This window comes from uncultured Methanobrevibacter sp. (genome assembly GCF_900316895.1).
Lineage (GTDB): Archaea > Methanobacteriota > Methanobacteria > Methanobacteriales > Methanobacteriaceae > Methanocatella.
This window is the reverse complement of sequence record NZ_ONER01000017.1, coordinates 1-21483: the sequence shown is the minus strand read 5'-3', so window position 1 is coordinate 21483 and position 21483 is coordinate 1. Positions and strand designations below refer to the sequence as shown.

Annotated in this window: 15 protein-coding genes; all 15 read left to right on the top strand. The window is 34.9% G+C overall.

From position 1 onward, the window contains the following. Positions 1-686: 686 nt before the first annotated feature. The gene (locus tag QZN27_RS03580; protein ID WP_296783734.1) at positions 687-842 is read left to right on the top strand and encodes a hypothetical protein; all 156 of its coding nucleotides are present in this window, start codon (positions 687-689) and stop codon (positions 840-842) included. 92 nt (positions 843-934) lie between these two features. Beyond that, positions 935-3991 (top strand): hypothetical protein, encoded by a 3057-nt coding sequence (locus QZN27_RS03575; RefSeq protein WP_296783731.1) that lies wholly within the window; start codon positions 935-937, stop codon positions 3989-3991. A 206-nt stretch (positions 3992-4197) separates the two neighbouring features. Continuing rightward, positions 4198-5871: a hypothetical protein gene (locus QZN27_RS03570; RefSeq protein WP_296783720.1), complete on the top strand. Its 1674-nt coding sequence runs from the start codon at positions 4198-4200 to the stop codon at positions 5869-5871. A 579-nt stretch (positions 5872-6450) separates the two neighbouring features. Then, on the top strand, positions 6451-6936 hold the full coding sequence (locus QZN27_RS03565) for a zinc-ribbon domain-containing protein (RefSeq protein ID WP_296783718.1): 486 nt from the start codon (positions 6451-6453) through the stop codon (positions 6934-6936). A gap of 115 nt (positions 6937-7051) precedes the next feature. Continuing rightward, positions 7052-8608 carry a ClC family H(+)/Cl(-) exchange transporter gene (locus QZN27_RS03560; RefSeq protein WP_296783715.1) on the top strand — a complete coding sequence of 519 codons (1557 nt, stop codon included), beginning with the start codon at positions 7052-7054 and terminating at the stop codon, positions 8606-8608. After that, positions 8609-9109 (top strand): nitroreductase family protein, encoded by a 501-nt coding sequence (locus tag QZN27_RS03555; RefSeq protein ID WP_296783713.1) that lies wholly within the window; start codon positions 8609-8611, stop codon positions 9107-9109. A gap of 119 nt (positions 9110-9228) precedes the next feature. Next, on the top strand, positions 9229-11037 hold the full coding sequence (locus QZN27_RS03550) for a BspA family leucine-rich repeat surface protein (protein WP_296783710.1): 1809 nt from the start codon (positions 9229-9231) through the stop codon (positions 11035-11037). Positions 11038-11133: 96 nt separating this feature from the next. Then, positions 11134-12105, top strand: coding sequence for a methenyltetrahydromethanopterin cyclohydrolase (gene mch, locus QZN27_RS03545; RefSeq protein ID WP_292885484.1), 972 nt, complete (start codon positions 11134-11136; stop codon positions 12103-12105). 152 nt (positions 12106-12257) lie between these two features. Next, positions 12258-13088, top strand: a complete 831-nt coding sequence (locus QZN27_RS03540) for a DUF4013 domain-containing protein (RefSeq protein WP_296783705.1) — start codon at positions 12258-12260, stop codon at positions 13086-13088. 129 nt (positions 13089-13217) lie between these two features. Beyond that, the gene (rbr, locus tag QZN27_RS03535; RefSeq protein ID WP_296783702.1) at positions 13218-13763 is read left to right on the top strand and encodes a rubrerythrin; all 546 of its coding nucleotides are present in this window, start codon (positions 13218-13220) and stop codon (positions 13761-13763) included. A gap of 39 nt (positions 13764-13802) precedes the next feature. Further along, complete coding sequence (locus QZN27_RS03530; RefSeq protein WP_296783699.1) at positions 13803-14135, top strand: hypothetical protein; 333 nt, start codon at positions 13803-13805, stop codon at positions 14133-14135. A 69-nt stretch (positions 14136-14204) separates the two neighbouring features. Continuing rightward, positions 14205-14750, top strand: coding sequence for a rubrerythrin (gene rbr, locus QZN27_RS03525; RefSeq protein WP_296783696.1), 546 nt, complete (start codon positions 14205-14207; stop codon positions 14748-14750). A gap of 74 nt (positions 14751-14824) precedes the next feature. Then, on the top strand, positions 14825-16231 hold the full coding sequence (locus tag QZN27_RS03520) for a nicotinate phosphoribosyltransferase (RefSeq protein ID WP_296783693.1): 1407 nt from the start codon (positions 14825-14827) through the stop codon (positions 16229-16231). Positions 16232-16240: 9 nt separating this feature from the next. Beyond that, positions 16241-17212: a choloylglycine hydrolase gene (bsh, locus tag QZN27_RS03515; RefSeq protein WP_296783690.1), complete on the top strand. Its 972-nt coding sequence runs from the start codon at positions 16241-16243 to the stop codon at positions 17210-17212. A 110-nt stretch (positions 17213-17322) separates the two neighbouring features. After that, positions 17323-21483: C1 family peptidase (locus tag QZN27_RS03510; protein ID WP_296783682.1), on the top strand; the 4161-nt coding region annotated here is incomplete at its 3' end.

Sequence of the window (21483 nt, the reverse complement as noted above, 5' to 3'; positions counted from 1 at the left end):
TCTACGCGCCACTGGTTCAATGGTGCTATGCTTAGTAGATTTCATGCCTAATAGTCAAGGAAAATCCACATATTATTATGAATGGAAATGCTTTGACGAGAAAATAGGCATGGCCTAAGAATCTCCAGCTTCTACAAGCCGGAGAGGTTCAAAATAAGAATTAATAATGCTGATAATAACATGGGGAATGTCTAATTAATATTTAAGTATAAATTTTATAATTATGAATTTGGAAATTTTTTTTAACATGCTGTTAAACACATTTCATTCGTTTAAAAAATAAAAATATTCCATTAATTCTGTCTTTTTATAAAAATAGATTATTATATTCAAAATCATTTTAATTATTTTTATATTTCTATTCAGTTTTCAAAAAAACTGTTTAAATCAGCTGTTTCAGTAAGTATATATATTATATGTAATATAAATTAGATACAAGTTAAATATTAGATGAGTATTTAATTCAAATAACAAAAATTAGCTCGAAATTCGGGTTATTATTTTGTTATGGAATAGAGTAGAATAATTTTGTTATTGATGGGGGAAGGTGGTAAGAGGATAAAATTTTCTATTATTTTCCTTAAATAATGAAATTATGAAATTGTGACAGACAGATTTAAAATTAGAGGTAAAAGATGAATAATAAAGTTAAACAAGTTTTAGTTTTATTATTTGTTGTAAGTACTTTGTTAATAATGATCGGTTCTGTCAGTGCGAATACTGACAATTTGAACGAGAATTTAGAAGCTTCAATTATTCTAATTATGAAGACACCACTATCTATGCAAAAGATAGTGACAATAATATTATCAAAGCAAGTAATGAAGGCGATGATGTCCTAACAGATTCTTCTAGATTTATTATAACAAACACTGCATTAAATCCTTATGCAAAAGATGGAGATATTGTTACTTTCCATGTTTTCGGTAGAAATGTGGGTGGCGATTTTGATGGTAATCCTTTAGAGATAGGTTTTGATTATAATAAGGATCAATTAGACTTTGTTTCGTTTACTCCAGGTATAAATTCGGAGGCACCATCATCGTATGATGCTATTACTCATTATAATCTTGGTTACCCAAATCCAAATTTCGATATGAATCCGAATGGGCTTTTAGTTGGCTATGACTGTTCCGATTATAAATTTGCTAACGGTTTTCTTTTTAACTTCACAGCCAGTTTCAGGGTTAAAACTCCTGGAACATTGAAAACTACTGCATACATGTGGCATGATTTTAATGTTAAATCAACAGCTCAAACTGATGTTGCTAATTTCACTATAACAAATACTGCATTAAATCCTTATGCAAAAGTTGGTGATGAGGTACAATTTGAGATTTATGTTGAGAATATTGGAGGTACCTATGACGGCATGTATGACTCGCAGGCAGGTCATTTCGTTGGATTAAATTTCATCTATGATTCTGATAAGTTGGATTATATCGGTTATACCCCAGCGGTTTACGCTGGCAATTATCTTGAACCTAGGGTGTATCCTAATCAAAATCTTGCACAGTTCGGTTATAGGATAGGGGACGAAGGTTTCAAAAATGGTTATAACTTTAACTTCACAGTTAATTTCAGAGTTAAAAATCCTGGAACCATGAAAACCACTGCATCTGTAATAGGTTTTGCTTCTGCTACATCAACAGATCAGACTGATGTTGCAGACTTCAGAATGACAGTCACTCCATCAAATACAGTTACTGTAAATAAGGGAGATGAAGTCAACTTCAACATTGTTGTTGTTACAAATTATGGTGGTACTTTTTATCCGGAACCTTTTGAAGGGTATCGCTTTGTTGGAATAAACTTCGGGTATAATTCCAATGTATTGGAATATGCAGGTTACACTCCAGGCAAAAATCCTTTTGACGGAAACTATTATGCAGAGAATTATCTTGTACCTAAGATAAATCCTAGAAATAATCTTGCACAGTTCGCTTACAATATCAGTGAAGAAGGTTTCCGTCATATGTACTGTTTCAACTTTACAGTCACATTCAATGTCTTGGACTATGGAACCTCTGTAAACAGTATTGCCATTACACAATATCCAAATGTTTCAAAATCAGTTACAGTCAATTCAAAACCTGTGGATATCACTATTACCGACACTCCTAGTGCTAAGACTATGAGAGTCGGGGATGTTTTAGCTTTCGATTATGTTGTTAAAAACCAAGGATCCAGGTATAATGGAGATCATTTCACTATAGATATTGATTTCGATGCAGATAAACTCAAATATATGGGTTTTATGGATATTCCAAATTTGAGCGGAGATTCAGTTTACTACACATCAGCTCACGATTCCACCAATCCTGTATTGGGAGCGGTTGACGGCGATGTGTTAGGCGCCGATTCAAGTGTTGGTCATTTGAAACTTTCTTATGCATCACCAAATGGATTTGATGAAGGGGAATCTTTCAATTTCAAAGTTTTATTCACAGCTGCTGAAGATGGAAAACTCAGAAACACTGCAAAAGTATCTGGAGACCAATTGGCAACTTCAAGAGCATATGGTGTTGCTTATGCTGGTGATCCTAGCCTCAAGTTAACCAAGACTCCTGACAGTGATTTTAAAGATTTAGGGGACACTGTTGACTATGAGATTTTCCTTGAAAACAATGGAACATTACACTATACCGATAAGAACTATATCGAACTGAATGATTATTATCATTTAGGATTGGTCTATAAAGGTTTTACTGTAAACTCCGTTAATGAGAAGGGGGAACCTGTCAAACTTCATGTCAGTGAGAATGTCACTAGTGAAAGAAATGTTCATATAATCTTTGACTTAATAGAAAACGGTTTCGTGGATGAAAACGGTTTGCCGGAGTGGGCACCGGGCTCATCATTGAACATTACACTTCACTTTTCAATTCATAAGAAAGGTGTAACCTGTAATTTCATATTCAGTGAATGGGGTACCAGTGATTTGGCCAGTATAACAGTGGAAGAGCCGGAAATAAACTTGACCAAAAAATGTCTCAACGAATCAGTCAATTTAGGTGACCTTGTTTATTATGAAATATTTGTTGAAAACACAGGTAACATTACCTACTTTGACCATTCAAACGCTTATGGAGAACAATTCCTCGTAATTGAAGATATCTTCCCTGAAGGATTGAAATACGTAGGATATATAATAAATCCTGATAAGAATGGTAACTTGTGGGAAGGTAACTATGACTCCATTGTGAATACCTCTGACCGTGTTACTATCAAGTATAAAACATGGGATGGTTGGGAACCAGGTTCCACTTTAAACATAACTCTTATATTCGAAGCTGTTGAATTAGGAAAATTGGTTAACAAAGCTCATATTCACTGGGCATGGAAAGATTGGGGTACTAAGGAATCCCAAGAAGAAATGGAATTGGATGATGAAGCGGAAACCGTTGTTGGACCAGCAAAATTCTCTATTGATAAGATTTCCAACTATAAGGAAGCTAAAGTCGGAGATATTGTAAGTTTCTCCATAGTTTATTCAAACGTTGGTAATAAAACCATAACTGGAGCATATATCACAGATAAAGAGTACAGTCAAGGTTTGGAATATTATGACTATTCTGATAAGGAAGACTGGACTTATGTCAGTGAAGAAAATACTTGGTATTACAATGGTAAAATTGGGGCAGGACAATCTGTTACTTTGAAATTGTTCTTTAAAGCCTTAACCACTGGTCAAAAATCCAATACTGCTGTTGCAGGTTATAGTGGATCAAATGAAACATTAGAAGATACTGACACTGTTTTGATAAAAGAAGGAGTTAATGGAACAGCTGGCACTGAAGGATCAGGTGTTGATCCTACGGAACCAGAGGATGAACCAGATGAAGAGCCTGATGATGAATTAGATACTGCTTCTGCAGTAAGTGATTCCGTCGCTGCTAAGAATACTCTTCATGAAACTGGAAATCCATTATTTGTTTTATTGATTTCTTTATTGACACTATGTTTTGTTCAAAGGAAAGGTAAAAAATAATTAATTATTTTTTTATTCTTTTTCCTTTTCTTTTATTTTTTAAATAAACTCTTTTTTATTATTTTTTTTTTAAATTTCAACCAATCTTGTATATTGTATATTAATTTTTTTAATTGTAATACATATTAGGATAAAAAGAAAACTAATATTAATTTTATATATTATTAGGAAAATATATTATACTAATATAAATTTTGGAGGAAATTATGATTAATAAGAAAACATTATTGATGTTACTATTATTTTTAATCGTTTTTGCTTCTTCAATTTCAGTTATCAGTGCTGCAAATTCAAATGCTGATGATGCACAAATAATTGCTGATGAAGAAATCGTATTAAAACAAAGCAATTCTGATGTGCAAAAAGTTGCAGATGCAGAAACTGAATTGGAGCAAAGCGATTCAAATCAAGATGATTTATCCAAGTATGGTGGCCTTGATGATACTATACAAAACGAGGATGATAAAGTTAGTACTAAAATTGTAGCTGATAATATAACTACAGTCCCTGGTGAGGGAATAATCGTTGCTAAATTGACTGATGATGCTGGAACTCCTTTAGAGGGTTATAATCTGACTTTGGATGTATTGGACACTTCCATTAAAAGAAATTTTGTAACTAATGGTAGCGGTGAGGTCTTTTTTGATTTGGAACGTCCTGTATTGGATGTGGGAAACTACACTGGTGTAATTAAATTTTGGGGAAAGGATAACTATAATGAATCCACTTTGAATATCAACATTGAAGTGCGCAGATTCAACACCAACATCACTGCAGACAATCTTACATTTATTCTGGGAGAATCAGGAAATTTGACTGTCCTATTAACTGATTTCAATGGAAAACCTATCGAAAATGCTATACTTAAGCTTGATGTTAGTCCAATTCATGAAGTATTAAAAACCAATGCCAGCGGCGAAGCGGTTTTTGATTTTGGTATCTTGGATGCAGGAACTTATGAGGGGAACATTAAATTTGAAGACACTTATCGATATATAAATTCAAGCATTCCTATAAAAGTAACCATCAACAGGATTCCGACTGAAATCATTGCATCTAATGTCACCTACACTTACGGTGAGAAAAAGTACCTGCTTGTAACCTTTAAGGACAAATACGGCAATCCTATTACAAATGAAACCCTTGTATTTAAGGTAAACGGCATTCCAGTTTATAATAAGACAGATGATAATGGTCAAACAGAATTTTTATTGGATTTGGCACCTGCATCTTATAATGCTACAGTTAGTTTTGCCGGAAATAAGACTCATGAATTAAATTCTTATGATGTAGTCATTGTAGTAGAGGATATAAAGGAAAAAATCTCTATAAACAAGTATAATTTTGATAGTGTTTATAATGAGGGCAAATATCTGACTGCAACATTAAATGATGAATCAGGAAAGGGAATTGCTAATAAGGAATTTGTCGTTAAGCTAAACGGCAAGACCCGTAAGTATGCCACTGACGCTAACGGACAGATTAAGGTTCCTATCTCTTCTTTGGTTCCAAAGACATATGCTGCAACAATAACATTTATGGGCGACAAAAAGTATGAATCTGTCTCATTTGACATTAAACTTGTTGTTAAAAAAGCTAAACCTTATATATTTGCTTCAAAAAAGAAATTTAACGTAAAAACATATGTTAAGAAGTATAAGGTTACCTTAAAGAATAAAAGGAATGCTCCTATTAAAAAAGTCAATGTATATCTTAAGGTCAAAGGCAAAACCTATATGGTCAAAACCAACAAAAAAGGCCAAGCGATATTCAAACTTAAGAAATTGACTAAAAAAGGAACATACAAGGCAATTATTACATTTAAAGGTGATAAATATTATAAAAAGGCTGTTAAAAATGCAAAAATCAAAGTTTGGTAGATGATTTTCATCTACCTCATCATTTTTTTCTAATTTTCAATGACTTTTTGTATACATTTTAATTAAAATTTCACTTAATTATTTTTACATAAATGATGTAATCCTATTAAATTATTATCCTTGTAGCTAATTATTTTAAAGTATTCAAAAAATAATTAAACTAGATGCGCATTGAAGTAGATGAATCACTTTTAAAATTAATTTTTCCGAGAAGGAGTGTGTTCGGGAAATGATAACTCATTTCCAGTAATCAAATTCCTCTTCATTGGGTCCGATCACTTTCCCTTAAAGACAGGATTTTTGTCTGATTTTTGCCGCATTTCATAATCCTTCAGACAGTCAATTGTGATTTTTCATAAAAGCGTACCTGGCAGTATGTTGATTGCTGTCATTCCTTTCAATTGTGAATACCTAATATGGTCCCTACAAAACAAATTACAAATGCTTTTAACAGAATGGGGTGTTAAACTGTTCTTCTGGGACATTCAATAGTCATAAAAATGATTTGATGGAACGAATACAGTTAAATATTACGAATCATATATTAAAATAAGATGTTTTTAATTTGAGGTGAAAACAATGGTAAATTGTCAAAATTGCGGAGAGGAAGTTGTTGAAGGAGCAAAGTTTTGTAAAAACTGCGGCGCTGAAATAGTTGTTGAAGAAGCGAGTGAAACCGGTACAAAATTCTGTTCAAACTGTGGATTTGAAATGCCTAAGGCCACTAAATTCTGCCCTGAGTGCGGAAACGCTACCTCCATGGCGCCACAGGTGGTCAATAGCACTACCACTACTGTGCTTCGCAACGATAAAAGTCCCGGTTTGGCGGCACTATTGTCATTTTTGATAATCGGTTTGGGCCAGGTCTATTTGGGTTTGACCAAGAAGGGAATCATATTGTTTGTTTTAGCTATTATTTCAGGGATTCTAATCTTTGTTCTAATCGGATGGATTTTATGGGTTCTTGTATGGGTTTATGCAATTTACGATGCATACAACTCAGGAGAGAAGATGAGAAATGGTATTGAAGTCGAAGACACCCTTGATTTCAATAACCTGTTTTAAACATTGTTGTGGATATTTTTCATCCACTTTCATTTTTTTTTAAAATTATTTTCACATTCAAATAATGGGGGAATGTGATAATAACTTTATATGATTTTAAACAAATCATTAATTGATGAAATCTCTTGAAAAAACATTTAGATCTGTAAGTGAAAACCCTGGACATATCTTTAGACTGACCATTCAGGGAGTTTTGGTAGGCATATTTGCAGGAATAATGGTTTGTCTGTATAGGTTCTTGCTTGCAGGTTCAGAAAGTGTTTTAAGAGGTTATTTAAGTATAATCCATGGAAATGTCTTATACATTATTTTATTTTTCATTGCTTTGGCCGTGATGGGTATTTTAATCGATTGGCTGACCAAATGGGAAGTTGACTCTGCCGGAAGCGGAATACCTCAGGTCTATGCTGAAGTCAAAGGACATATGGAAGCTAACTGGGCAAAGGTGCTTTTCTCAAAAATAGTTGCAGGGGTTCTGACAGCTCTTGGCGGTCTGTCACTCGGTCCTGAAGGTCCGTCAGTCCAGATTGGAGGTATGGCGGGCAAGGGTATCGCAAAAATATTTAAGGGATCAAAGACCGATGAGCTGAGGCTGATACTTGTAGGTTCTGCGGTCGGTATCACTGCTGCCTTCAATGCTCCATTGGCCGGGGTGCTTTTTGTTTTTGAAGAGATAAATCACGGGTTTGACAAGACCTTGGTTTTCATTGCATTGGTGTCAGCTATAGTATCCGATTTCATTTCAAAAATTATTTTCGGCCAATCAACAATTCTCAATTTCCCGGTTTTAACCATTCCGTTGCCGTCCTATTGGATTTTAGTAGTATTGGGACTGTTCATAGGATTATTAGGATATATCTATAATATCGGAATGATTAAATCCAGTGACATTGTTGCAAATTTAAAGATTCCTTCCTGGCTCAAGTTCGTGCTGGTATTCATGGTATCAGGTGTTGTGGCTCTTTTAATTCCTGAAATCAGTGATGGGGGACATTTCATGATGGACATGCTGGATATAGCTGTCCCTTCACTTGGCGTTCTTGTATTATTGTTGGTTTTAAAATACCTCTTTTCAATGTTTTCATTCTCATCAGGAGCTCCTGGAGGTATATTCCTACCGATTCTTGTATTGGGAGCTTATATCGGTGCGGTATTTGGAAGCATAGTTGTTCCCGCATTCGGATGGCAGCATGATTTGATTTATAGGTTTGTCGTAATCTCAATGGCAGGATTTTTCGCAGCCACAGTAAGGTCTCCGATTACAGGAATAGTTCTTTTGGCAGAGATGAGCGGATCAACCGAATCTCTGGTAGGAATGATTATCGTTTCCCTGATAGCTTATGTCGTTCCAACACTTTTAGGAAACGAACCGATTTATGAGTCATTATACGACAGGCTGCTCTTTAAAAAAAATAGGGAATATGTTAAAAAGCCTTCAAAACATGTCATGTCAGAATATATTGTGCCTCTTGACTGCAATTATATCAATTTCAAAATCAAGGATATTCCTTTCCCGAAAAATGCAATTGTCGTGTCTGTAATAAGGAATGGCAAATATGTGATTCCAACGGAGGATTTTAAAATAAATTATTCTGACCAAATTCAGGTTTTGACGGATTCCAATGATTATCCGTTTGTAAGAGAAGAGATTGAAGAGTTGTTCGGTGATTAGATGAGTTTGATTTTTAAAAGAAAAAGCGTCCGCAGTTACAGGGATGAAAAGGTCCCCGATGATATTATTGAAAACCTCCTGAAGGCAGGAATGCAGGCTCCTTCTTCCTGCAATGCTCAGCCATGGGAGTTCATTGTTGTATCAAATCCTGAGGATAAGCGGGCAATTTCTAGGATGCATAAGTTTGCAAAGCCTGCTGAAAAGGCTTCACATTTGATAATAACTATAGGCAATCTCAATGAGGCAAAGGTCATCGGCATGATCGAACAGGATTTGGGTGCATGCAATGAAAACATATTGCTGCAGGCAACTCATGAGGGTCTGGGTGCCGTTTGGCTAGGTTTTCATCCAATTGAGGATAGGACATTAAAGTTAAAGGCATATCTGAATATTCCCGACCATTGCATTCCTTTTTCTGTAATCTGTGTAGGTTGGCCTGCTCAGGAAAGCGAGGTTAAACTTAGATATGATGCGTCAAAAGTGCATTTTGACAGATACTGATTCGCATTGCAACTAAACTTTCTAATGCTGATTTTGTAAATTATTCCAGATAGGGGTAAATCTTGTGATATGATTATATATTATATTGAACAAAGTTATTTCTATCAACGAGGATTAACATGGCTAAGACAGATTTATATGATTTTGAACATCTAAACACAACTACCGAAAGTATTTATGAGTTAAGGGAATTTAATGTTTTGATTATCCTGACCAATGGTACTAACCTGACCAATTGGAAAGATGTTGAAAATCGTGAAGATATTTTATATATTAGTGAGGATTTGTTCGGTGAAACATCCATAGAAGGTAGATACAAGGATTTGGTTAATCTCAAAGCTGTCGTCACATTCGGTGTTGGAAATATTGCCAGTACCAAGGAAATGTTTTCAGGATGTGAATCCCTGGTTGAAATCGCCGCTCTTGACAAGTGGGACGTTTCGCTTGTAACAGATACCAGCAACATGTTTGACGGATGCTCCAGCCTGGAGGACATTTCAGCATTGAAAAATTGGAACATGTCAAACGTTATCGATATGTCATGCATGTTTAGGGGCTGTTCCTCGCTTGTGGATGTTTCCGCATTGGAGGATTGGAATGTAAGCCATGTTGATGATATGCATTACCTATTTGCCGATTGTGTTCATCTTAAGGACATTTCAGCATTGTCCAACTGGGATGTCAGCAATGTAAGGGATGCCGCATGCCTGTTTGAGTTCTGCACATCTCTGGAGGATATTTCAGCTTTGAAAAAATGGGATCTGACCAATGCATTTAATGTGACTGCACTTTTTAGAAGTTGTGTAAGTCTTAAAAATATTTCTGCATTGTCCAATTGGGATTTAGGTAAAATGACTAATAATAAAAGTCTTTTATCATTATTTGCATATTGTTATTCTCTAAAAAGCATTTCTGCACTGAAAAAATGGGATTTATCCAATATCACCAGAATTTCAGGTCTTTTTGAAGGCTGCGTTTCCTTGAAGAGTCTTTCAGCATTGAAGAAATGGGATGTTTCAAATGTCACTTCCTTTGAATATCTCTTTAAAAACTGCTCTTCCCTGACTGACATTTCAGCTTTAAATTCTTGGGACATCTCAAGTGTCGAATCCCTGAAAAGCATGTTCAAGCATTGTGAAGATTTGGAAGATGTTTCAGATCTGAAGGATTGGGATGTAAGTAATATAAAATCAATGGAAGGCATGTTCAAGCAATGCGGTTCATTAGTTGACGTTTCCAGCTTGTCCGAATGGAATCTGTCAGATGATGTGACTTTGGACCATATTTTTGATGAATGTGAACTTCTGGAAATCTATCCTGAATGGTTTAAGAAGGAAGTGATGAAAAACGCCAATTTTGATATGCAGTCCCGTCAGAGGGTTATTGGAAATCTGGATGAATCATTTTTCAAAACAAACAATTTGAATGACTTCAGCAAGGAAATGCAATTGTTTATTGTACAATCAACTTCAAACCAATCTCTTTTGGCTTATATTGTTGACAGAAGTCAGTACAAGGAGATTTCAGGCATCGCTTTTAGCAAGGTGACTGATGAAAGCGTATTGGCAGATATTGCTCTTCATGACCATAACTATGATGTCCTGCCATCAAGGGAAGGTGCAAACCCTTTAGACTTAAATTTCTTTTTTTATAATCGTGAAAAGGCTTTCCTGAAACTGGAAAATCAGACTATGCTTGTGAATGTTGCCAAAGAAAGCCCGCATACCCTAAATAGCATTGAATATCTTTCTGAATATGTTGACAAGGAGGATATATGGGTTGACATTGCATTAAATGCACAATCCAAGGGTGTCAGGTTCTTTGCTTTTACAAAACTTGAATCTGAATCTGCTTTTCAAAGGATTATTGATGAATCATCAGATGAAAAGCTTTTAATCATATCCCGTAAAAGAATTGACACCGAATAATTGTTAAAATCTTTTAGTCAAGTTTAAATAAGAATAACAATAAATTTTTACACAATAACTTAATGTTTTAAGTTAAATTATTTAGAGGTTAAAACTATGGTAAGTGTAAATGTAGAAGCTAAAAAAACCGTAGATGTAATGATTGAAAAAGCAGATGAATTAAACATCGCTGTTGCAACTTTAGATAATGGTGCTACTGTTATCGACTGTGGTGTAAATGTCGATGGAAGTTTTAAAGCAGGAGAACTTTATACTAAAGTTTGTCTTGGAGGACTTGCAGATGTTGGAATTTCTATTCCTGGAGATTTGTCTGAAAAATTCGCACTTCCTTCTGTAAAAATCAAAACCGACTCACCTTCTATTTCAACCTTAGGTTCACAAAAAGCAGGTTGGTCAGTATCTGTCGGTGATTTCTTTGCATTAGGTTCAGGACCTGCAAGGGCAATCTCATTAAAGCCTGCAGAAACCTATGAAGAAATCGGCTACGATGACAAAGGCGCTGATTTGGCTATCTTGACCTTGGAAGCTGATGTCTTGCCAGGCGATGAAGTAGCTCAATACATTGCTGACGAATGTGATGTTGACGTTAAAGATGTTTACTTGCTTGTAGCTCCTACCTCTTCTCTCGTTGGATCCATCCAAATTGCAGGAAGAGTTGTTGAAAACGGAACTTACAAAATGTTAGAATTCATTAAATTTGATGTTACCAAAGTTAAACATGCTGCAGGTATTGCACCGATTGCACCTGTTGACCCAGACGGCTTAAAGGCAATGGGAAAAACCAACGATGCAGTATTGTTCGGTGGAAGAACCTACTACTATGTTGAATCCGAAGAAGGAGATGACATTGCTGCTGTAGCTGCTCAATTACCATCTTCCGCAGCTGATGGATATGGTAAACCATTCTTCGACGTATTTAAAGATGCAGGATTTGACTTCTACCAAATCGATAAGGGAATGTTCGCTCCTGCAGAAGTAGTTATCAATGATTTAACTACCGGTAAAATGTATAAGGAAGGATTTGTAAACGCTGAATTGCTCAAAAAATCCTTCGGTGTAGATGAATAATTCTATTCATCTTCTTTTCTTCTTTTTTTTTAATCAATTTAAACCATTCATTATTACTTTTCACGTGATTTTTTAATAAGTTTATATATTAGGATATGAATAAATATTCATAGCTCAATTAGAGTGATTAATTTTAAATAAATGGTGAAAAAATGGAAATAATGGAAATAATTAAGGAAGCTATGATATTTCCTTCAACTGATTTGGCCAAACTTGCAATATATATTGTATTGGCAATAGTTGCAGGATTGTTAGTAACTTTTGGATTTATCTTATTTGGTGTAGGATTGGCAAATAACTCTTTAATCTTTATCCTAGGTCTTATTCTATTCGTTGTGGGATTGATTGTAGGATTTATAATTATGGGATATCAGATAAGCATTATTAAGTCAGGAATTGAGCATGATGAAAAGGTACCTGAATTCAATTGGAAAGGAAACCTGATAACCGGTATCAAATATTTGGTTGTAAACATCGTTTACTTCATTATTCCAGCTATTGTTATCTTGATTGTTGCATGGGCCACAAACCTATTTGGAGTTGCTTATACAGTTGTTAACAAAATGATGATGGCATCAATGTCTGCTCCGGCCAATGCCACAGTGGCTGTCGCTGATGCTGTTCCGCAAACAATACTATTAACTTTCGGAACCGCTTTGATGATTACAGGAATTGTTGCATTCATATTTCTTATACTCTTTTCATTTATCCAAACTATGGGTAAATCAAGACTTGCAAAAACCGAAAGCATTGGAGAGGCAGTGAACATTCCCGAAGCATTCAGGGATATTGGAAGAATTGGATACGGAAAAGTTATTGTTGTTGTAATTCTGATTTTTGTGATTATTGCTGTTATCAATGCAATAATAAATGGATTGAACGGTTACCTTAATGGAATAGCTATTCTTTCAATTATTGTATCTCCATACCTGGTGTTCTTTGCTGCAAGGGCAACAGGATTGTTATATTCAGACATAGCTTAAATATTTTTTAAGCTATCTTTTTTTTTAATTTTTAATATTTTACAATAAATTTTTAAATGATAATTTCTATATATAATATTATTCTATATAGAATAGATACTTCAATTATTTATAATGGAGATGTATAAAATGGCTGAATTAAAAGGTACAAAAACTGAAGCAAACTTACAAGCAGCTTTTGCTGGTGAGTCCCAAGCACATACTAAATACCAATACTTTGCTGCAAAAGCAAAAGAAGAAGGTTACGTTCAAATCCACGATATTTTCATGGAAACCTCTAAAAACGAAAGAGAACACGCTAAAATCTGGTACAAATTATTACACGATGAAGAAATTCCAGACACAATAGCAAACCTCAACGCAGCAGCAGACGGTGAAAACGAAGAATGGACTTCCATGTACAAAGAATTCGCAGAAACCGCAAAAGAAGAAGGTTTCCCAATGATTGCATTCTTATTTGAAAAAGTAGGAGCAATCGAAAAAGAACATGAAGAAAGATACAGAACCTTACTCGCTAATGTTGAAAACGATAAAGTATTCAACAAAGAAGCAGACATCGAATGGAAATGTGAAAACTGTGGATTCGTATTTTCAGGACCTAACGCACCTGAAAAATGTCCTGTATGTGGACTTCCAAAAGCACACTTCGAAGAAAGAGCTACCAACTTCAAATAAGCTCTTTAACTTTTTTTCTTTTTTTAATTTTGTGATTCAATGAACAAAATGGTCGTATTTTTAATCAGGCACCCCCGACATAATGATGTATCAATAAGGGGGCTGGTTGATGGAGACTACCTGTTTGACGAGCAGGCAAAGGAGTATGCCGATGGAATAATCCAGTATTATCAGGGAGATAACCTGAGATGGGAATTTCCCGCAAATCAGTTCATGAAGCATTCGATTAAATGGAATGCCTATGAGGAGCTGAAGGATTATATCTCAAGCGTTGAAGAGGATTTGGCATTGAAGATTTTTGAAGGCGACCGGAATGTTGCCTATATCTCATATGAGGATTTCAAAATTGATAGGGAAGTTCTAACCTGGTGATTTGTAACTGTTTGGTTACTAAAACTATAAATATCATATGATTAATATTATACAAAAGGAGATGATAAAATGGCAGATTTAAAAGGATCTAAAACCGAAGAAAATTTAAAAGCAGCACTCGCTGGTGAATCTCAAGCACGTGTAAAATATGAATTTTACGCATCCCAAGCTAAAAAAGATGGTTACGTTGAAATTAAAGAAATTTTCCAAGAATCATCTGACAATGAAAAAGAACATGCAAAAATCTGGTTCAAATTATTGAATGGTGGAGGAGTGCCTGACACTTTAACCAACCTTGCAGATGCAGCAGCAGGTGAAAACCATGAATGGACCGTAATGTACAAAGAATTTGCAGAAACCGCACGTGAAGAAGGCTTTGATGACATTGCAGCATTATTCGATGCAGCAGGTGCAACCGAAAAGGCACACGAAGACAGATACAACGCATTATCTGACAAAATCAAAGCTGACAAAGTATTCAAGAAAGATGAAGAAATCGCATGGAAATGTAACAACTGCGGATACATCCATTATGGAAAAGAAGCTCCTGAAGTTTGTCCATTATGCGATCACCCACAAGCACACTTCAGAAAACAAGACACTAGTTACATCTAGTTTCTTTTCTTTTTTTCTTTTTTTCGTAACATTTATATTATTCAACTATCTAATATCTATTAAAAAGTGATATTATGATAGAAAACATTTGTCTTTTAACAGACAGTTATAAGGTAACTCATCACTATTTCTATCCTAAAGGCACTGAAAAGATTTATTCATACCTTGAAAGTAGAGTAGGTGCTGAGTTTAACAAAACAATTTTTTACGGACTTCAATATATCATCAAGAAATATCTTGAAGGCCAGATTGTCACTCAGGAAAAAATTGACGAAGCCGATAACCTGATTGCCAATCATATCGGTCCGGATATCTTCAACAGGGATGGCTGGCAATATATTTTGGACGAACATGACGGCCATTTGCCGATTGAAATAAAGGCTGTTGCGGAAGGAACTCCTGTTGATGTAGGAAATGCACTGATGACAGTCGAAAACACCGATGACAAGTCTTATTGGCTGCCTAATTACTTGGAACCTCTTTTGTTGCAGGTCTGGTACCCTTCAACTGTAGCAACCCTTTCAGCGGAGGTCAGGAAACTGTGCAATTTCTATCTTGAAGTGACAGGTTCCGTTAAGGATAATCTTGACTTCATGCTGCATGATTTCGGATACAGGGGTGCGACTTCAACCGAATCCTCAATGCTTTCCGGATCAGCTCATCTGCTCAGCTTTTCTGGAACAGACACCATTGCGGCACTGACAATACCTGAAAACTATTACAACGACTCCAACCTATATGGATTTTCAGTCCAGGCAACCGAACACAGCGTAATGACATCTCTCGGTCCTGAAGGTGAAATTTCACAGATTCTCAATGTAATCGATAATGCAAAGGATGGAGTCCTGTCACTGGTTATAGATTCATACAACTACAGGAACTTCCTCGAAGAAGCCGGAAAATCCGGAACAGAACTTAATGAGGCCATTCTGAATTTCCTGGATGGTGAGGATAACAAGGTCGTATTCAGGCCGGACAGCGGTGAGCCTGTATCCACAACCATTGACTGTCTGAATCTGCTTTCTGAAGGCTTTGGAAGCCATCTCACCGACAAGGGCTATAAGGTCTTTGACTTGAACATAGGACTCTTATGGGGTGACGGACTGAACTATCAGAAAATCCGTGACATATTGTTTGCCATGAAATCCGCCGGATGGGCAGCCCAGAACATCATATTCGGTATGGGCGGAGGATTGCACACAGCCGTCAATCGTGACACCCAGAGAAACGCATTCAAATGTTCAGCCCAATTGCGTGACGGTGTCTGGCATGACATATTCAAGAATCCTCTCGATTCAAGTAAAAAATCAAAGACAGGAAGATTCAAGCTAATAAGAGAGAACAGTTCCTTCAGAACAGTTTCAATTGATAGTGAAGGTGAAGATTACCTTCAGACAGTATTTAAAGATGGAGAACTGCTGATTGATGATACCTTTGCAGATATCAAGCAAAGGGCTTTGAAATATTCAAATTTTTTATAAGGTGATAAAATGTGCACAGCAAGTAATTATATAACGGACAATCATTATTTTGGCCGTAACTTTGACTATGAAATATCCTATAACGAAAGGGTAACCGTTACTCCAAGAAATTATGAGCTTAAATTCAGAAAAATAGATGATATTAAAACCCATTACGCTATAATCGGAATAGCTGCAGGCATTGACGAGTATCCATTATATTATGATGCATGCAATGAAAAGGGATTGGCTATTGCAGGTCTGAACTTTGCTGGAAATGCGGTCTACAGGGAATTTGAAGAGGATATGGTTAATATCACTCCTTTTGAGCTGATTCCTTATCTGCTTGGGACCTGCTCCAGTGTGTCTGAAGCCCGTGAGGCATTAGGAAAAATCAATCTTGTAAACATTAACTTTGCCGATGAGCTTCCACTGTCCCCGCTTCACTGGATGATTTCCGATGAGGTTGAAGCCATTGTCGTTGAACCCTTGGCCGACGGCCTGAAGGTCTATGACAATCCTGTCGGCGTTTTGACCAACAATCCTCCTTTTGACAAGCAGCTGTTTTACCTGAATAACTATAGGGGATTGTCTAACAAAAATCCTGAAAACACATTTGGCGTTGATTTGGAGGAGTACTCAAGAGGTATGGGTGCGATAGGCCTTCCGGGTGACTTGTCATCAGCTTCAAGATTTGCAAAGGTTGCATTTACCCGTGCAAATTCCTATTCGGATAATGATGAGGCAAGCAGTGTAGGTCAGTTTTTCCATATTCTGGGCTCAGTCGAGCAGCAGAACGGCTGCACATTCATAGATGATCCCGATTTGTATGAATACACAATATACACTTCCTGCTACAACACCAACAAGGCAATCCTGTATTACAGGACATACCATAACTCACAAATCACAGCAGTCGATTTGTATCGGGAGAATCTTGATTCATCCGAGCTGATAAATTATCTTTTGATTAATGAAGAGCAATTCAACTTCATTAATTAAATATTTCCTTTTTTTAAAACAACTATTTATAATATTAAAGCCAAATATAGATATATTATAAATCGTTTTATAATTTTATTTGACAAAATTGTTAAAACGGGGGATATGGCTTGAAAAATTATAAATTAATAGCATTATTTTCACTCTTATGTCTGCTGATTTTGATACCGGCAACATATGCAATGGACAATCAGACAGCTTTGGAGGTAAGTGATGAAAGTAATGTGATTGGCGATGACTATTATTTCGATGCTAATGTTGAAAATGATGACGGGAACGGTTCAATATATACTCCCTATAAAGAATTGACTACAAATAGGATTAACGATAACTCTGTTATTCATTTGGCTAGTGGAGAATATGCCCTAAATGGTGGATTGACTGTAAATAATGTAACCATTATTGGAGAATCAGCAACAAATACCATAGTCGATAATGCACGATTTGTAGTTTCAAAATCCTTGACACTTTATAATGTGACTTTTATCGGTTCTTCTATTACAAACAACGGAAAATTTATCGCATACAATTCAATTTTTAATGATTCCTGCTCAAAAATGTATGGTGGAGTAATCAATTCAAATATGGGTGACATCACCTTGAAAAATTGTACTTTTTCAGATAATGTTGCCGTATCGGGTGGTGCAATCTATGTTAAATCAGGTTCATTGAATATTGAGGATTCTTTGTTTATCAACAATTATGCTGAGCTGTTTGGAGGAGCAATCACTACTATTGGAACCACTTTAAATCTAAATAATGTCACTTCTAGAAATAATAAGGCTGATGTTGATGGGGGTGTTGTCTATTCTTTTAATGATAAGTCAGTTCGTGTTATCAATTCGAATTTTATAAACAATTCTGCAGATAATGGAGGTGCACTGTTTGTTGATGCATCAGAATATAACTTAATTAAGGATAACTCATTTGTTAATAACACTCCTAAGTCATTGTATTTATTCTATAATCTCAATTCTACCGTTGAAAATAATAATTATTCAAGTCCGGATGACTTCTATGAAACCATGGAAATAAACCTGTTCATAGGCAATAACAATTATACATTATATAATTATGATTCAACTGAAATCACTGATTTTCCATCCCGATATGATTTGAGGCAGTTGGGTTATGTCACCTCTGTAAAAGATCAGGGCAGTAACGGTAACTGCTGGGCATTCGCTACTCTCGCTACACTTGAATCCTGTATACTCAAAGCTCTAGGAGATAATTTGGACTTGTCAGAGTCTAATTTGAAGAATATATTCGGATCATTCAGTGATTACGGATGGAATTATGAAACCAATACTGGAGGAATCGCTTCAATGGGCTATAACTACCTCATAAGTTGGTTGGGTCCTATTTTGGAAAGTGATGATAAATATATATTAAATACCCTATTTTCCAAAGTTTTAAATAGTTTAATGCATGTTCAAAATGTATTGTTCATTCAAAGAAACAATTTCACAGATAATGATGAAATAAAACGGGCTTTAATGACTTATGGTGCAGTTTATACATCCATTTATGCTAGTTTTGATAAATATGGCAAGCAATATTATTCAGATAATCATAAGCCTAATCATGCTATTGTAATTGTTGGATGGGATGATGATCTTGTATTCAACAATGCTCCTGGAAAGGGTGGATGGATAATAAAAAACAGTTGGGGGGAAAATTGGAGAGACCACGGTTACGGTTATGTGTCTTATTATGATACTACTTGCGCTCCGATTGGCAATACAGATTCAGTTTTCACATTCATCCTGAATGATACTATAAGATTCGATAAAAACTACCAATATGACATTCAGGGCAAATCAGATTTCTTCCTAAACTCTTCAAGCACTGTCTGGTACAAGAATATATTCAATGCAACCGAAAATGAATATCTGGCTGCAGTTTCAACAATGTTTGAAAAAAATACTAATTATACATTTTCAATTTATGTAAATAATCAGCTAAAGCTCACACAATCAGGATTTTCAAAACCGGGCTATTTCACATTCAATCTTAATGAAATCATTCCATTGATGGCAGGTGACACTTTTGAAATTGTATTTAACATAACAGTTGATGGTGAAGCAGGAGTTCCAATTTCGGAAAGAGTCAGCTTCAAAAAATATTATTATAAGGAAAATACCTCATTTTTAAGCTATGATGGTCAAAACTGGACCGACTTTTATGAATTGGAATGGAAATATTCCACACACACTTACAATTCACAGGTTGCATGCATTAAGGCATTCACTGTTTTAAATCCAATCACTACAAGTGTTGATGTTAAATTAGAAAATATCCGATTGGACCTACTGGATTTAGCTGCTACTGTCTATAATGAATGGGGATATGTAGTAAACAAAGGTAATGTTCTATTTAATGTTTCAGGAAATGAATATGTTGTTCCAATTCAAGATGGTGTTGCCAAACTATCGGATGTGCCAATTCATGTAGGAATCAATAACTATACAGTATCATTTAGCAAAATAGGCCATGTCGACTCAAATGATTATGCTTTGTATTCAAAAGATTTGATAATCACATTTGCTAATCTGAATAATCTCACAAAACATAATGCAGTTACTATTGTGGCCAATGTATCTGATATCGATGGTAATCCGGTAAATTATGGTAGTGTTATCTTCAATATAGAAGGTAAAAACTATACTGTTGGTATTATAAACGGAATTGCTAGTTTAAATCATACATTCACTAATTTTGGATTAAATAATGTGACTGCATATTATGATGGATATGAATGTTATAATACATCTTACAATTCAATTTTAATCAATGTTTCATTAATCAGCACTTCAATTTCACTGAATGTTTCAAACGAGTATAATCCAATTAACATTACTGCAAATGTTATTGATGAATATGGTAAAAGAGTAAATAGGGGTATTGTAGTTTTCAGAATTGATGGTAAAGATTATAATGTCAATGTTTATGATGGTCATGCCTACTTGAGTCATATATTTGACAAAAAAGGATTAAATAATATTTCTGCTACATTTAAAGACGATGGATATATCTATAATTCATCAGCCAATTCAACATCAATCATTATATCATTGATTAACACTACTATGGAGGTAATTATAGAAAATCAAACAAATCCTGTTAAAATTACGGTTTTAATTAAAGACCAATTCAACAATCCTGTTCCTGAGGGTGTTGTTACATTTAATATGGAAAATAAAACTCAAAGTGTTAGTGTAAATGAGGGAATTGCCAAATTTTCATATTTATTCTCTGAAGCTGGTTACAAGACAATATCTGTCAGTTATAATGATGCCACATACAGATATGATTCATCAAATAAAGATGCTAATTTAAATGTATCTAAAACTAAAGTCAATATGTCTTTGAAAGTCAGGGATAATATTGAGTTCAGCATCGAATTGTCTCAACCAATAAAAGAATATGTGTACCTGTTGATTGATGATGTATTATATAGGCAGAAAACAACAAATGGGAAATGTACATTCACTTTTGGCAAATTCAAAAGTAGAAACCATAGTGTCAGGGCATTTTTAAATAGTTATGTTTATGAATGCGATGATATTTTTTATGAGTTTTATATTTATTATGACACTAATTTAACTATCCTAAGTGGCAATGAATTTTATTATGGTAATTATTTTTCAGTTGTTTTAAAAGATGTGACAAATAATCTTACAGTTAAAAATAAGGACGTTCAATTCATAATCAACAATCAAATATTCAAAAATCGGACTGACGAAAATGGCGTTGCTGTGATTGTTCTGCCGGTCATTGGAAACCATGAGATTAACATTCTATTTAATGAAGATGAGGACTATCATGGAACTTCAATATTATCAACCGTTGAAATTTTTTCTTCAATAATATCAAGTGATGCAACCAGGACATTAAATTCACAATATGAAATCAAGCTGCTTGATAAAAAGGGAAATCCTTTAAAGGACACTGAAATAGATATGGTAATTGCCTCAAAGATTTATAAATTAACCACTGATAAAAATGGCACTGCTAAATTAAATATTGATTTAAATACTGGTAATTACGTTATTAAAATTATCAATTATGGAACTGGTGAGGTAAAAACTCAAAATCTTAAAGTTTCTGCAAGAATCAGTGAAAATAAGGATTTGACAATGTATTATGGAGCAGGCAAATACTATACTGTTCGCGTATTTGACGACAATGGTAATGTTGCAAGAAATGTCAAGGTCACTTTCACATTAAACAATAAGCAATACATTAAAACAACTGATGATAACGGTTAT

Excerpts from the sequence above, each read along its gene's own strand:
- QZN27_RS03570 (WP_296783720.1), top strand. The coding sequence starts at position 4,198 with ATGATTAATAAGAAAACATTATTGATGTTACTATTATTTTTAATCGTT.
- QZN27_RS03565 (WP_296783718.1), top strand. The coding sequence starts at position 6,451 with ATGGTAAATTGTCAAAATTGCGGAGAGGAAGTTGTTGAAGGAGCAAAG.
- QZN27_RS03560 (WP_296783715.1), top strand. The coding sequence starts at position 7,052 with ATGAAATCTCTTGAAAAAACATTTAGATCTGTAAGTGAAAACCCTGGA.
- QZN27_RS03555 (WP_296783713.1), top strand. The coding sequence starts at position 8,609 with ATGAGTTTGATTTTTAAAAGAAAAAGCGTCCGCAGTTACAGGGATGAA.
- QZN27_RS03550 (WP_296783710.1), top strand. The coding sequence starts at position 9,229 with ATGGCTAAGACAGATTTATATGATTTTGAACATCTAAACACAACTACC.
- mch (WP_292885484.1), top strand. The coding sequence starts at position 11,134 with ATGGTAAGTGTAAATGTAGAAGCTAAAAAAACCGTAGATGTAATGATT.
- QZN27_RS03540 (WP_296783705.1), top strand. The coding sequence starts at position 12,258 with ATGGAAATAATGGAAATAATTAAGGAAGCTATGATATTTCCTTCAACT.
- rbr (WP_296783702.1), top strand. The coding sequence starts at position 13,218 with ATGGCTGAATTAAAAGGTACAAAAACTGAAGCAAACTTACAAGCAGCT.
- QZN27_RS03530 (WP_296783699.1), top strand. The coding sequence starts at position 13,803 with ATGAACAAAATGGTCGTATTTTTAATCAGGCACCCCCGACATAATGAT.
- rbr (WP_296783696.1), top strand. The coding sequence starts at position 14,205 with ATGGCAGATTTAAAAGGATCTAAAACCGAAGAAAATTTAAAAGCAGCA.
- QZN27_RS03520 (WP_296783693.1), top strand. The coding sequence starts at position 14,825 with ATGATAGAAAACATTTGTCTTTTAACAGACAGTTATAAGGTAACTCAT.
- bsh (WP_296783690.1), top strand. The coding sequence starts at position 16,241 with ATGTGCACAGCAAGTAATTATATAACGGACAATCATTATTTTGGCCGT.